Source organism: Candidatus Methylomirabilis sp. (assembly GCF_028716865.1).
Classification (GTDB): Bacteria; Methylomirabilota; Methylomirabilia; order Methylomirabilales; family Methylomirabilaceae; genus Methylomirabilis.
On sequence record NZ_JAQUOY010000015.1, the window covers coordinates 18622 to 32080 of the forward strand.

16 protein-coding genes are annotated in these 13459 nt (G+C 57.9%); all 16 read right to left on the bottom strand.

Annotated elements, in window-relative coordinates:
* Position 1: 1 nt before the first annotated feature.
* The 16 genes from PHV01_RS07395 to uvrB all read right to left on the bottom strand — a co-directional run bounded on the left by PHV01_RS07395 (position 2) and on the right by uvrB (position 13459).
* On the bottom strand, positions 2-658 hold the full coding sequence (locus PHV01_RS07395; RefSeq protein ID WP_337290515.1) for a deoxynucleoside kinase: 657 nt from the start codon (positions 656-658) through the stop codon (positions 2-4).
* 15 nt (positions 659-673) lie between these two features.
* A complete protein-coding gene (gene folK, locus PHV01_RS07400) occupies positions 674-1186 on the bottom strand; it encodes a 2-amino-4-hydroxy-6-hydroxymethyldihydropteridine diphosphokinase (RefSeq protein ID WP_337290516.1) in 513 nt (170 codons plus the stop codon).
* Positions 1187-1232: 46 nt separating this feature from the next.
* Entirely contained in the window at positions 1233-2414 is a 1182-nt protein-coding gene (locus tag PHV01_RS07405; protein WP_337290517.1) for an LL-diaminopimelate aminotransferase, read from the bottom strand.
* A gap of 41 nt (positions 2415-2455) precedes the next feature.
* Positions 2456-3217, bottom strand: a complete 762-nt coding sequence (locus PHV01_RS07410) for a fumarylacetoacetate hydrolase family protein (protein WP_337290518.1) — start codon at positions 3215-3217, stop codon at positions 2456-2458.
* Positions 3218-3286: 69 nt separating this feature from the next.
* Entirely contained in the window at positions 3287-4102 is an 816-nt protein-coding gene (dapB, locus tag PHV01_RS07415; protein WP_337290519.1) for a 4-hydroxy-tetrahydrodipicolinate reductase, read from the bottom strand.
* 52 nt (positions 4103-4154) lie between these two features.
* Positions 4155-5030, bottom strand: a complete 876-nt coding sequence (gene dapA / locus PHV01_RS07420; RefSeq protein ID WP_337290564.1) for a 4-hydroxy-tetrahydrodipicolinate synthase — start codon at positions 5028-5030, stop codon at positions 4155-4157.
* A 73-nt stretch (positions 5031-5103) separates the two neighbouring features.
* Positions 5104-5928: a diaminopimelate epimerase gene (dapF, locus tag PHV01_RS07425; RefSeq protein ID WP_337290520.1), complete on the bottom strand. Its 825-nt coding sequence runs from the start codon at positions 5926-5928 to the stop codon at positions 5104-5106.
* Between the two features lie 38 nt (positions 5929-5966).
* Positions 5967-7223: a diaminopimelate decarboxylase gene (lysA, locus tag PHV01_RS07430; protein WP_337290521.1), complete on the bottom strand. Its 1257-nt coding sequence runs from the start codon at positions 7221-7223 to the stop codon at positions 5967-5969.
* A gap of 141 nt (positions 7224-7364) precedes the next feature.
* Positions 7365-7715, bottom strand: a complete 351-nt coding sequence (locus PHV01_RS07435; RefSeq protein WP_337290522.1) for a DUF2442 domain-containing protein — start codon at positions 7713-7715, stop codon at positions 7365-7367.
* The gene (locus PHV01_RS07440; protein ID WP_337290523.1) at positions 7696-7935 is read right to left on the bottom strand and encodes a DUF4160 domain-containing protein; all 240 of its coding nucleotides are present in this window, start codon (positions 7933-7935) and stop codon (positions 7696-7698) included. Before PHV01_RS07440 ends, PHV01_RS07435 begins: the two co-directional genes overlap by 20 nt.
* A 154-nt stretch (positions 7936-8089) precedes the next feature.
* On the bottom strand, positions 8090-8773 hold the full coding sequence (locus PHV01_RS07445; protein WP_337290524.1) for a hypothetical protein: 684 nt from the start codon (positions 8771-8773) through the stop codon (positions 8090-8092).
* A gap of 2 nt (positions 8774-8775) precedes the next feature.
* Positions 8776-9249: a TIGR02391 family protein gene (locus PHV01_RS07450; RefSeq protein ID WP_337290525.1), complete on the bottom strand. Its 474-nt coding sequence runs from the start codon at positions 9247-9249 to the stop codon at positions 8776-8778.
* Between the two features lie 426 nt (positions 9250-9675).
* Positions 9676-9825 (bottom strand): hypothetical protein, encoded by a 150-nt coding sequence (locus tag PHV01_RS07455; RefSeq protein WP_337290526.1) that lies wholly within the window; start codon positions 9823-9825, stop codon positions 9676-9678.
* Positions 9825-10145 carry a hypothetical protein gene (locus PHV01_RS07460; RefSeq protein ID WP_337290527.1) on the bottom strand — a complete coding sequence of 107 codons (321 nt, stop codon included), beginning with the start codon at positions 10143-10145 and terminating at the stop codon, positions 9825-9827. The genes PHV01_RS07455 and PHV01_RS07460 overlap by 1 nt, the downstream gene beginning before the upstream one ends.
* 976 nt (positions 10146-11121) lie before the next feature.
* Entirely contained in the window at positions 11122-11325 is a 204-nt protein-coding gene (locus PHV01_RS07465; RefSeq protein WP_337290528.1) for a cold shock domain-containing protein, read from the bottom strand.
* 133 nt (positions 11326-11458) lie between these two features.
* On the bottom strand, positions 11459-13459 hold the full coding sequence (gene uvrB / locus PHV01_RS07470; protein ID WP_337290529.1) for an excinuclease ABC subunit UvrB: 2001 nt from the start codon (positions 13457-13459) through the stop codon (positions 11459-11461).

Genomic DNA, 13459 nt, shown 5'->3' on the forward strand with positions numbered 1-13459 from the left:
CCTACTTGCGGGATCCAAGCGACACATAGTAGTGGGTGCCCGCTCGCACTGTCTCGACCTGTCTGACCAGGTCTTCAAAATCCTCTTTATGCTTGACGAAGTCAATCTCGTTGGTATTGACGACCAGCAGCGGCGTCGTCGAGTAGTGGAAGAAAAAATGGTTGTAGGCTGCGTTGACATCCTCTAGGTAGGTCCGCCCCAGTTCCCGTTCGGACGCCCTCGCCCGCGACTGAATTCTCCGGATCAGAACATCAGTGCTGGCTTGCAGATACAGAACGAGGTCGGGCTTGACGACACGCGTCTCCAGAAGTGGCTGCAACCGCTCGTAGAGGGCCAGTTCGTTGTCGTCGAGCGTCAGATACGCAAAGATCTTATCCTTAGCAAACAGATAGTCGCTCACCAGGGATTGTTTGAAGAGATCGAACTGGGCAAGTTCCTGCTGCTGGCGGAACCTGTTCAACAGGAAATAGAGCTGAGCCTGAAAGGCGTACCGACGCATGTCGGTGTAGAATTGAGCGATAAATGGGTTCTCATCGGGACCCTCCAACAACTTTCTGGCCTGCAGCCGCTCTGCCAGCAATTCGGCCAAGCTCGTCTTGCCGACGCCGATCGGGCCTTCGACTACGATATAACGAGGTTTAGGCGCACGGCCTGTCACCTGGTCATCCTCCCCTTACTCTACAGACCTGATCACCGGCACCAGCAGCCGGACAAGCGACGGATCGTCGAGATGATCGAGCAACTGCCCCATGGTCACACCCAAGACCGGATGGCAAAGATCCGGATCAAGTTCACAGAGCGGAACCAGGACAAAACGTCGCTGATGCAGTCGCGGGTGGGGGAGGACAAGACCCGGCTGGTCCACGATCTGTGAACCCACAAGCAACAGGTCGAGGTCAATACTCCGATCTTCGCCTCGCGCTCGCTCCGTCGCGCGGCCCATACTCCGTTCGATCCGCAACAGCTCGAGCAGCAACGCTCCCGGCTTGAGCGTCGTCTGTACTGAGACCACGCCGTTGACAAACCAGTTGCCAGAGGCGGGAGGGACCGGTGCGGTCTCATAAAACGATGAGACCCGCATGGCCGTAACCCCTGCAATTTCTGATATGACCCTAATAGTCTCCTGGCAGTGCTTAATCCGGTCTCCAAGGTTGGATCCGATCCCGATATACGCGCGATCGCTCATGTTCCAGAAGCCAGGGTATAGAAAGACACTGGTTCGCCTCCTGAAACTATTGGGGCTTGAGATTCGAGGCGGCAATCCGCTCGACTGCCTCCTTGATCCTGGAGACATCGACAGTCAGGGCCGCTCGAATGTAACCTTCACCGTATCGGCCAAACCCCGTACCTGGGGTCATGACGATGCCGGTCTCAGCAAGGAGCGCGGAGGCAAGGGAGGCTGAGGTACGGCCCCGAGGCACACCAATCCAGACGTAGAAGGTCGCTTTGGGCTTCTCCACCGCAAACCCGAGCGCCGACAGGCCATCCACGAGCGCATCGCGTCGCTCTCTATAGGTGGCCCGCATCGCCTCAACGCACTCCTGCGGGCCACTGAGCGCCGCGATAGCCGCCTCCTGCACCGCCTGGAAAACCCCAGAGTCCAGGTTCGTCTTGATTCGACCAAGACCCGAAAGCACCTCACGGCACCCGACTGCAAAACCGATTCGCCACCCGGTCATGTTGTACGTCTTGGAAAGCGAATGGTACTCGATGGCCACATCCTTCGCCCCCTCCACTGCCAACAGGCTCTCCGGAAGATAGCCATCATACGCCATCTCGGAATAGGCCGCGTCGTGGCAGAGAATCAGCCGGTGCTTACGCGCAAAGTCGACCGCCTCAGCAAAAAAGGCCCTGGGCGCCACAGCGGCCGTCGGGTTATTGGGGTAGTTCAGGAACATGATCCGAGCCTTCTTCAGGACCTCCGATGGGATCGCGTCAAGGTCAGGAAGGAACGACCGTTCTCGCGTGAGCGGCATGAAGTACGGCACTCCTTCGGCGAAGACGGTTCCTGCCTGATAGACCGGATAGCCGGGATCGGGGATCAGGACGATGCCGCCCGGATCGACAAACGCCAGAGGGATGTGGCCGATTCCCTCTTTTGAACCGATGAGACTCAGAACCTCCGTCTCCGGATCAAGCGTCACGCCGAACCGTTTGCTGTACCAGTCAGCTACCGCCTGCCGGAAGCTGAGCATCCCTTCATATGAAGGGTACTGGTGGTGCCGCGGGTCGGCCGAGGCCTCCTGCATCCTCCTGATGATGTGCGGCGGCGTTGGCAGATCAGGGTCGCCGATCCCCAGGTTGATGATATCCATGCCGCGACGGATCGCGTCCTGCTTCAAGCGGTCGATCTCCGCAAAGAGATACGGCGGCAGCTTCGACAGCCGCTGTGCTACGCTAAAGGGTGCTCCCATGCCCGTCTTCTCCTCCTCACTTAAAGATCAGCTATCGGCCATCAGCTTTCAGCGGTAACCGTGTTGCTCAGCCGGCCGATTCCTCCCACCTCGACCTCAATCGTATCGCCAGGCCGCATCGGACCAATCCCCGAAGGCGTACCGGTGGTAATGACATCGCCCGGATAGAGGGTCATAACCGTAGAGACAAAATGAATCAGGTACGGCACCTCAAAGATCAAGTTATTGATGTTCGACTCCTGCCGGATTACACCGTTCAGGAACGCCCGGATTGGGGCATCGGAAAGGTCGAGATCGGTCTCGATCCACGGGCCAAACGGCGCAAAGGTATCGAACGATTTTGACCGGGTCCATTGTCCGTCCTTGCGCTGCAGGTCTCTGGCTGTCACATCGTTCACGCAGACATACCCCAGGATATAACGATGCGCCTTCTCGATCGGTATGGCCCTCGCGGTCCTCTTTACGACGATCCCCAGCTCCGCCTCATAATCCAACCGACCGCACGACTTCGGATAGATAATCCGGCCGTGATGGGGGAGCGACGCGGTCGACGGCTTTAAGAAGATAATCGGCTCATCCGGGGCCTGCAGATTCAACTCCTCGGCATGATCACGGTAGTTCAGACCCACCCCTACGATCTTGGAGGGTTCGGTTGGCGCAAGGAACCTGATCCGCTTCAGCGAATGCGTCCGGTCCGTCACGGCAAACTTACCGAAGATGTCGCCCTGGATCTCCCGGACAACAGTGTCCTCGATGATACCGTATCGAGGTTGTTTGCCGACGACGAATCGCACAATCCGCATAGTATAGGGCTTAGGCTGAAGGCTAAAGACTGAAGGATTCGAACAAGCCTTCAGTCTTCGGTCTTCAGTCTATCTACCTTTGTCCTTGAGTCCCAACACATCCTGCATATCGTACAGACCGGGTGGCCAGCCGATGACCCACCTGGCCGCGCGCAAGGCGCCACGAGCAAAATTATCCCGACTGTGGGCCCGGTGCGTCATCTCAATCCGCTCCCCCATGCCGCCGAAAATGACGGTATGATCTCCGATCACGTCGCCGGCCCGCAGCGCATGAATGGCGATCTCCTCTTTGCTGCGCGCTCCGACCAATCCCTGACGGCCGTAAATTCCCGTCTTGTCCAGTTCACGGCCCAGCTTCTCTGCGATCACCTGCGCCATTTTTAACGCGGTTCCGCTCGGGGCATCCTGTTTGAATCGGTGGTGGGTCTCAACGATCTCAACGTCGTACTCCTCTCCGAGGGTCAAGGCCACCTCGGCGAGGACCTTCAACAGGACGTTGACCCCGACGCTCATATTAGGCGAGACAACGCACGGAGCTGCCGAACTAAGCTCCCTGATCCGCTCCAGATCGGCGGTGCCCAACCCCGTGGTCCCAATCACAACAGGCACCCTCGATTGGGCCGCGATAGCCAGATGGGCCATCGTGGCCTGCGGGGCGGTGAAGTCGATCACCACCTGTCCTTTCCCCATCACGGTACCCAGATCATCGACAAGGGGTACGCCGATCTTGCCGATGCCCGCCACCTCACCAGCATCCTGCCCGATGCTTGGACTACCCGGTCGTTCCACCGCCCCGACCAGTGTGAAGTCGTCCGCCTCATGGATCATAGCGATGATCCGCCCACCCATCCGCCCAGCCGCACCACAGACAATAGCACGTATCATTGAGAGACACCGAGCAAGGCTGAAAATTGAAGGCTGAAAACTGAAGGAATACTCACGAGATCAGACCGTAGGCCCGCATGGCGGCTTTAAGCCGGTTCAGGTTGGACTCGCTCATCGACGAGAGCGGCAGGCGAAGCTCACCGCCAATCATTCCCAGAAGGGCCATGGCGGTCTTGACCGGGATCGGGTTCGTCTCGTAGAACATCGCCTGGCAGAGCGGGAAGAGCTTGAGGTGAATCTCCTTGGCGCGCTTCCAGTCGCCGCCAAGGAACGCATGAGTCAAGTCGGCCACATCACGTGGTACGATGTTCGCGACTACCGAGATCACCCCTCGCCCCCCTACCGCCAGAAGCGGCAGCGTCAGGGTATCATCCCCGGACAGGAACGAGAGTTTATCCCCGCACAGGACGATGTCCCGGGTCATCTGCTCCAGGTTGCCGGTCGCTTCCTTCATGCCGACGATGTATGGATGGTCGGCCAGCGCCGCCAGCGTCTCCGGCAGCATGTTGACCCCCGTCCGTCCCGGGATATTGTAGAGGATCAACGGCAGTTCAGCCGCATCGGCAACGGCGCGACAGTGCGCGATGAGACCCGCCTGGGTCGGCTTATTGTAATAGGGGAGTACCAAAAGTGCGCCATCAGCCCCGGCCTGCTTGGCATAGCGGGTCAGATCGATCGCTTCAGCCGTACTGTTCGAGCCGGTCCCGGCGACGACCGCTATACGCCCATTCGTCACCTCGACCACAAGCCGGATCACCCGCCTGTGTTCGTCATGGCTGAGAGTGGGCGACTCTCCCGTCGTCCCGCAAGGAACCACGGCATCGGTGCCGTTTTTGATGTGAAACTCTACCAGCTCACGGAGGGCCGGCTCGTCAATTCTCCCGCCTGTGAAGGGAGTCACCAATGCCACCATCGATCCCTGAAACATTCGCTTCATGTGACCTCCAACCAGTCCAGTTTCGAGTTGAGAGTTCTCGAAATCCGGAATTCCACACCCGAAACTACACTGACAGAGCCTCCGCCATCAGTTCGCCCTGGTAGACCAGCCGGACCTCTCCCTCGAAAAAGACCTCGTCAAATTCCGGCCCATTGCCGGTAAACGACACAGTGAGCGTCTCGCCGGACCTCACCCTGACCCCCACCGGGGAAGAGACCAGCCCCAATGTGGCCGCAACCAGCGCCGCGGCGATGGTCCCCGTGCCACAGGCCAGCGTCTCGTCCTCGACACCGCGTTCATAAGTTCGGATGAGAAGCGTCCGCTCGTTAAGGCGACTGACAAAATCGACGTTCGTTCCCGCCGGTTGAAAGGCCGGATGAAACCTGATCTTGTGCCCCAGGGTTCGGACTGGGATCGCCTCCAAATCCGAGAAAAAGAGAATGGCGTGAGGGACCCCTGTATTGATACTGTGGGCCTCATGCGCAACACCATCTACCTCGATCGATTGGTGAAGGCGCATCCCTTGTGGCCGACTTGTCTGGAGCGTGACACTGGAACCGTCTACCTGGGCTCGGATGATCCCTGCCAGCGTTTCAAAGGCCATGTGGGGTCCGGCGATCCCCAGCACCTCGGCGAACCTAGCCACGCAACGCGCACCATTACCGCACATCTCCGCCTCACTGCCGTCGGCATTCAAGATTCGCATTCGAAAATCCGCTACTGAAGAAGGCTCGACCAGAATCAGGCCGTCGGCTCCAACCGATATCCGCCGTCGGCAGATCCGTTCGGCCAACGTCCTTGGCTCTATGTCAAGACGGCCGTCGCGGTTATCGATCATGATGAAATCGTTCCCGCTCCCACTCATCTTCATAAAGATCAGCTTGTCCATCTTGCCTCTGCCTTACGCTTTACCTCGCACTGTTCTTTTTAAAGATCCGGCAGTGCCCGCTCGCCACGGATCAGATCTTCGTAGCTTTCCCGCTCGCGGATCGTGAACCAGCGATCTCCTTTCACCAGGATCTCCGGCAGCCGGGGTCGGCTATTATAGCTGGATGACATCGTATGGCCATAGGCGCCGGCGCTCATCACAACCAACAGCTCTCCCGGCTCGGGGGCCGGCATAGACCGGTCCTTGGCCAGAAAATCTCCCGACTCGCAGACAGGGCCCACCACATCAGCCATCACCGTCTCCCGACCTTTCTGGCGCCGCGCGGGGAGGATAGAGTGGAAAGAACCGTACAGACTCGGGCGGACTAGGTCGTTCATTCCCGCATCAACTACGATAAAGTGCTTGGCGGGCGTGCGCTTGTCGTAGAGAACCTTCGTCACCAGGACCCCCGCATTCCCAACAATCACCCGGCCAGGCTCCAGTACGATGGTGCAGCCCAGATCCTTGATGACTGCAATCATCGCTTCCGCGAAGACCCGCGGCACAGGCGGATCCTCATCCTTATAGGTAATCCCGAGTCCGCCACCGACGTCCAGGTACTGAATCGCAAAGCCATGTTGCCGGAGCTCGACGATCAGCCCCGCAACCTTCACCAGGCTGTCTACAAAGGGCGCGATCTCGGTGATCTGGGACCCAATATGCTGATGGACCCCAACGACATCGATGTGGCGCAGTTCCTTGGCGACTCGGTACTCCTCCATCGCCAGGGAGATGTCGATGCCGAACTTACTCTTTTTCAGCCCGGTCGAAATATACGGATGCGTTTTAGGATCGACGTCCGGGTTGATCCGCAACGCCACCCTCGCCTTCGTCCCCATGGCCCCAGCCACGTCGTTCAACAGGCGGAGTTCCTGGGGGGATTCCACGTTAAACATCAGGATATCAGACTTCAGGGCAAAGCCCATCTCCTCACGGGTCTTGCCCACTCCCGCAAAGACGATCCGGCTGGGCGGAATGCCGGCCCTCATGGCACGATACAACTCCCCGCCCGATACGACGTCGGCACCGCCTCCAAGGTCGGCAAAGAGCTTCAAGGTCGCGCCGTTGGAGTTGGCCTTTACCGCAAAACAGATCAGGTGGGGAATATCGGCGAACGCCTGGTCAAAGGTCCGGAAATGGTGCGTGAGCGTCGCATGGCTGTACAGATAGAACGGGGTACCGACCTCCTCAGCGATCCGCTCGATCGGCAGTTCTTCGCACATAAGCTGATCGCCGCGATACTGGAAATGATGCATGCAGGATTCTCCTCGTGAGTGGTTGTCTGCCGGATTTTGGCATAGGGGGTGAGAGGAGTCAAAAGGAAAGTGGGGGCTACGAGAAGAGGATATGTAAGAGAACCGTCGCCGCAGTGACTTGAAGCGGTCTTATGGAGAAGCTCAGCCGCTCGTCGCCCTCTTGCGCGTTAGCAGCGTGCGCTTGTTTGGTGTCGCCTGACTCCGCGCCGAGCGGACTCTGGCTGCTACCGCCCTAGATCTTGGGCGGCGCGCTGGGACCCCATGAAACATCCCCTCTACGCTGATGTCCTCGTTGATCTCGGGCCAATGAATTCCTTGACCTGTGCCGATGAGGCGAAAGTTTGCGCGCTGTGCTGGCGTCGCCTCAGACAATCGCCAGGACCAGACTAGCGGCACACTAATCACGCGGCCGTCTACCAGATGCGCGATAATCTCGTCTTCCGTGACCCGCACCTTTTCAATGCGGGGATCGCTACTCGCCACAGTGTTCATGCCATGCCTCCAGAATGGTTGTGCGATGGGTTTGGATGATCCGGCGAATCGTATTCAACTCTCGGGCTCTGAAGCCGTAGTTACGAGCAAGCCCAAGCGGCTCGATCCAGAATTTGCAGGTCCTGTCCCCGCGCTCCACATGAACGTGCGGCGGCTCATTGCAGTCAAAACTCGTAAAGAATAACCGATACGGCCCGAGAACACCCTTGATCCGTGGCATTCAGAACCGTTGCTCCCCCATCTGCCCTGCAACCTATCAACACACCATCAGCGTCGGGGCTCACAGTAGAACAGGCCAAGTCCAATCCCTTAGTTATTATATGTACCGCAATGGTTTCCTCTAGTCAAGGTGCGCAGATCAGATCTGCCTGAGGCTAGATAGCCTCGCTTACGTCATGGGGTGGAGGGCTCCAAGGGAACCGGAGAATTTCCTTCCAATCAAACTGGATGTTTAACAACATGGTGCCCATTCCCTGATTCTTCAGGAACTGCCAGTAGAGGATGATGATTCTTTCGAGCGTCTTGAGGGCTTCGCTGAGGTCTGAGAACGTCGGTGTAGGTTGCTTGACGCCTCTCTTGTCGTAGTGAGCAACGCGTCGGTCGACATAGTGCTCGATACCACCGACCGCCTGAGTCAGTTGGCTTATATGGTCCTTAACGACTGCCACCGGGATATGAGCACCGCCTGCACCGGCCAAACGATCAAAATCCTCTTGGCCAACCTTGATGAGCCACGCTTTTTCCCCGGCGTAAAAGCCCATGTAATGCTCACGAGACACCAATGATGGATATTTCTCTACCTCGTTCAAGAAGCGGCGCAAGGATACACTATCTTCGTCAGCCTTCGCATGCCTTCGAACGCCTACTGCCGTGGCTTGGACGAAGGCTGAAGCCGCCCATTGGAGGAACAGCCCGGAGCATTCCGCGAACCGCGGGTTTTCCTGGACGACCCCTTGCAGCTCCCAAAAGATGTGGTCATCTAGCAAGAGATCTTCCACGTCCTCGTAGATGATCTCAAGCCACTGGATGAGGCGAGCTCTTCGCTCACTCTTCTTCATTGCTATCTCCCAGGGATGCGGCGAACGCCAGGGCGGTCAGCGGCGCCAGCGGCGCGATACCGCGTACCCGCCCTCTCATCTACGATGCCCAATAAGTGGCTCGCAAGCATTATCATCTCGACAGCCTCTTCTGCCTCAATTCTAACGCTCCGGTGACTATGCGGCTTCTTGTAGGAACCGACCGCGCCGGCAAAGAGATGGGCTAGAGCTTCCTGCTCAGCCTTGGGGGCCCCGAGATCAAAGAACGAGCCCTTCCCTGGCGCGAACGCCTTGCGCATAAGATCTACACCGATGTCTATGTCTGCGAAACCGCCCGCTTCTCGGACGCGGACTTCGACCTCCTTGAACCCCTGCAATACGGCTGTGTCGTAGTCTCCTCGCAGAAGGGATGCCCAGATCTTCTGCGCGAGGCTCGAATGCAGGAGTCCTCTAGATTTTCCCCGCCTGTACTTCTTTAGATCTTCGGCAGTGGTCAATTATTTTGCACGACGAATGAGAAAGACCCAGTCACCCTGAGCGCCAGAACAAGGAGCCAAAAAATTCTCTCGCTCAAGCCACATCCATGCCTCCATCAAAGCTAAGCGCAGGCGATCTCAGTACTCCGGCGGATACTGTTGGACGGTGCGAGGCAGACCAAAGGTGCAACGATTCAACTTGCCCTGGTCGCCTTCGGAGAGCGAATTAAGATATTGCAGTACTACACCAGCAAGTTCTTCTGGTTCTAGGGCCAGGAGGATTTCAGGATCATGAACCGGAGAGAATAGAAAGACGCTTTGCAACTTTGTCCTCCATCAAGCCGCATAACAGGACGGCTGATAAGTCGCCCAGGGAAGGCCGCTCCAGCCACCTGTGAGGCTGCGCATCGCGGCCCCACCACGTGGATGCTTACAGCTACCGGCCCGTTAGGCCGCGGCCAGCAGACAAGTCCATACGAACGCTATCGAAAGCCGCTTCGCCTCTGCCTCCACGGCTCGCTGCTGGTGAGAAAGCTTGTCCAAAGCGGACCTGATTGCAGCTTCCAGATTGTGGAGGGCGTCAGACGCTGCAGCCATCACCGTCCCCCTTCTGCTCCCTCGGACTTCAGAAAATCACTCAGTGTAACGCCGTCAAAACTTAGGCATTCTTTCGGTATCAGTGCAGTTGTCTTGTCTTTGCCGGGGGGCACAGCCGCGCGCGGGACAAAAGAGAACCACAGCCGTCCGGAACCGGGCAGGCTGGCGAGGTGCCACGTACATCCCGAAACTGTATCGACCAAGACTGCTACGGCCGGCGTGCCGACAGGCACGACCTGATACCGACCAACCTGAGCATCCGCCCAGTAAGGGGTGGCGGCTAGAGTAACAGCAGCGAGTAGGATTGGAACGATTCTCATCTTCCGCTACCTCCGTGTCCGCTTAACGCAGAGTGTGTAGCTACCGGGCATCAGCCGCGCGCGGCTTCTTACGCGTCGGCTGCACGCCATGATTAGACGCCGAGCCTCACTATGTTGGCTTGAGATCAATCCTGGTCACGCACCGCATCACCAGCCCTTGATAAAAACGAAACCACCAGACCGAGATTTCGGTTTTGTCATCGGACGCAATACCGAATCGAGACCCGAAGACGTCAGGATAAGAGAGCCCTGGTTCCGATAACCGGAAAATCTTCAGTCTCCCACCTTTTAGCGGTTCATTTATCGCCCAGTTAAGCATGGTGTCTGCATGCAGATACCCCCCTGCGTGATACTTATAAAGGCCACGCAGGATCTTTTCAAGTGGCGGATAGAATTGGTCCCTGTCAACTCGGATTCCTGGTGCCGTTCTTAACCAGATACCTCCCGAAGAAATCAGGTTAACTTTCTTCAAAAGAGAGGTATGAAGTGAATCTCGTAGGCGGCGATTGCGTTGAAGCGATCGAGCAACTTTGCCTTCCCACAGTGCGTTGGCCGTACCGCTACTATCAGAACCTAGCAAAGCAGCGATGTTGCGAAAGTATTCTTCGTGTAATTGATTATGGCACCCATGATGAGCGGGTAGAGTAAGAAGATTATTGGGACGAGGTGGCACGAATAGGCACTCAGGGAGCACATGGTCCCGAGTATCGGCCCCAGGCGTACCGCATACGAAACAGATATCACGATCATCAGCAGCCATTTTCAGGCCACCATCTGTTTGTCTGTCTGCTTCACTGCGGCAAGGCGTCTAACGAGGTTGCGGATGGCAGTCCGAAGGTTATGGTACGGCCTCACATAGCAGCGCCTCGGACACCGCTAAGGAAAGATGTATAGCACGCAAGGAGGGATCCACTCTCGACGACCCTCCCGGCTCAATCTGAGCGAATGCTTATCCCAGGCAGGTCTGGTCTAGTGATTACCCCTGTACGACCCGGACCCGGACCGCCTTCGCGCGGCCACGATCATCCTGGCCCAGGTCAAACTCGACCGTATCGCCTTCCCTCAGGGTGGTACCTCCCTCCACGTCACTCGCGTGGACGAATGCATCCTGCCCCCCATCGTCCCGCACAACGAACCCGAACCGTTTCGTCACGTTAAACCACTTCACCTTACCTTTCATGCTCGCCACCTCCTCTTGTCATGAAGAACCTGCCGTCTTTCAACTCCCTGTCCACATAGACAGGATTCCTTTCCCAGAGCCCCAAATAATCCGCCGCTCCGCTCTTCGACTCGCCTCTCTCCTTCGGCCCAAGCTAACCCTCAACGATTCCAAGGCGGTGTTTCTCCAACTCCCGGATCTGATCCCGGAACTCCGCCGCCCTCTCGAACTCGAGTCGCTTCGCCGCCGCCCGCATCTCTTTCTCCAACTGCCCGATCTGGGCCAGCAGCTCTTCTTCTGTGAGACGGCCGACTTGCTCGACGTCGGGCGCGGCTGGGACGGTATAGTAGTCCTTCTCGGAGACGCTCGAGAGGACATCGGAGATTGACTTCCTGATGCTTTCCGGCGTGATCCCATGCTCGAGGTTATAGGCCATCTGGACCTCACGTCTCCGTTCGGTTTCCTCAATGGCACGCTTCATCGAGTCTGTGATGGTATCGGCATACAGCACCACCCGTCCCTCAACATTCCTTGCCGCCCGGCCGATCGTCTGGATGAGGGATCCGGAGGAGCGCAGGAACCCCTCCTTATCGGCATCCAGGATGGCTACCAGCGCCACCTCAGGGAGGTCCAGCCCTTCCCGCAACAGATTAATCCCGACCAACACATCGAACTTCCCAAGCCTCAGTTCTCGGATGATCTCATTTCGCTCCAGCGTATCGATATCGGAGTGCAGGTAGCGGACCTTGATCCCGACCTCAGCGAGGTAGTCGGTGAGGTTCTCTGCCATCCGCTTGGTGAGCGTCGTGACCAGGACCCGATGGCCCCTGGCCGTGACGGCCCGGATTTCGCCGATCAGATCATCGATCTGCCCGCGGATCGGCCTGACCTGGATCTCAGGGTCGATCAGCCCGGTGGGGCGGATGATCTGCTCCACAATCTCCCCTTTGACCTTCGTCAGCTCGTAGGGGCCCGGCGTAGCCGATACATAGATGACCTGGCGTACAGCCCGCTCAAACTCCTCAAAGGTGAATGGGCGATTGTCCATGGCGGACGGAAGGCGAAACCCATACTCGACCAGCGTCTCCTTGCGGGAGCGATCGCCGTGATACATGCCGCGGATCTGCGGAATCGTCTGGTGGGACTCATCGATAATGACCAGGGCATCCCTGGGCAGGTAGTCCATCAGTGTGGGGGGTGGCTCGCCCTGGACTCGTCCCGAGAGATGGCGCGAGTAGTTCTCGATCCCCTTGCAGACCCCGATCTCCCGCATCATCTCCAGGTCGAAGCCGGTTCGCTGCTTCAACCGCTGCGCCTCGAGGAGCTTCCCGGCCTTCTCAAGGGACGCGACCTGCTCGTTCAGCTCCTTAAGGATCGCAGTAAAGGCCGCCTCTCGACGGTCGTGGGGGGTCACGTAATGCGTGGCCGGATAGATCGGAACCCGATGAAGTCCCTGGATCCGCTCGCCCGTGAGCGAATCGATCTCCCACAGCCCTTCCACCTCGTCGCCGAACAGCTCCACACGAACCACCGTATCGGCGTAGGCGGGAAAGATCTCCACCACGTCGCCTCGCACCCGGAAACTGCCGCGGTGCAGATCGTAGTCGTTTCGCTGATACTGGATCTCCACCAACTTCCGGAGCATCTGCTCCCGATCGCAGAAGCTGCCTCGCTCCAGGAAGACCATCATCCCATAATAGGCTTCCGGAGAACCCAGACCGTAGATGCATGAGACGGAGGCTACGATGACCACGTCACGTCGCTCCAGCAGCGAACGCGTGGCTGAATGACGCAGCTTATCGATCTGGTCGTTAATCATCGAATCCTTCTCGATGAAGGTATCGGTGACAGGCAGGTACGCCTCCGGCTGATAGTAGTCGTAGTAGCTGACGAAGTATTCAACGGCATTGTGCGGGAAAAACGCCTTGAACTCTTCATAGAGCTGTGCCGCCAGGGTCTTGTTGTGGGCAATGATCAGTGTTGGGCGTTCGATCGCAGCGATGACGTTCGCCATGGTAAAGGTCTTACCCGAACCTGTTACCCCCAGGAGTACCTGGTGAGGCCTGTCTTGCAGGCACCCGTCAACCAGCTTCCTGATCGCCTGGGGTTGATCGCCCTTTGGCTGATAGTCGCAGACGAGCTTGAAATTAGGCAT